1 protein-coding gene is annotated in these 506 nt (G+C 57.1%); it reads right to left on the minus strand.

What is annotated here, in order from left to right; genetic code table 11:
* Positions 1-506, minus strand: a 506-nt coding sequence (locus GQS57_RS19080) for a hypothetical protein (protein ID WP_240915535.1), incomplete at both ends; no start/stop codon positions are given.

Below are 506 nucleotides of genomic sequence, written 5' to 3' on the forward strand. Positions count from 1 at the left end.
CTCGAATGTATTTCTCGTTGATTGCTGTTTTTTTCTGTCTGTTTGGATACTTCAGCATAGCTCGCGCTATTCAAAGACGAACCACAGTGGATGGTTTCTGTCCGGAGAGGCTGATGGTCGAACCATCCCATCGAGGCTGTTCCTCTGATGAAGACTGCCCTGGAGGGCACAAATGCTGTCGATTTGAATTTGGGCCTGTTTGCGTGCTGCCTGTTTTCATGAAGCCAGGTCAATGTCCCATACCGGAGATGATCCCACTCTGTGCTGATAGCTGTTTCAATGATGGCCAGTGTCCTGCCACACAGAAATGTTGCCCAACCACCGGTGGCTTTGCATGCAGTGAACCGCGTGGCCAGGGAAGAGGTCAGGCAACTTGCCATGGAAACGGTTCTGGCCAGGGAAGCGGCTATGGCCAGGGCGCGGGTCAGGGAAGCGGCCATGGCCACGGCGCGGGTCAGGGACCGGGCCAGGGCCCGGGCGCGGGTCACGGAACAGGCCAGGGCCAC

The sequence above is a fragment of the Polaribacter sp. 20A6 genome (assembly GCF_011378915.1).
Lineage (GTDB): Bacteria > Bacteroidota > Bacteroidia > Flavobacteriales > Flavobacteriaceae > Polaribacter > Polaribacter sejongensis.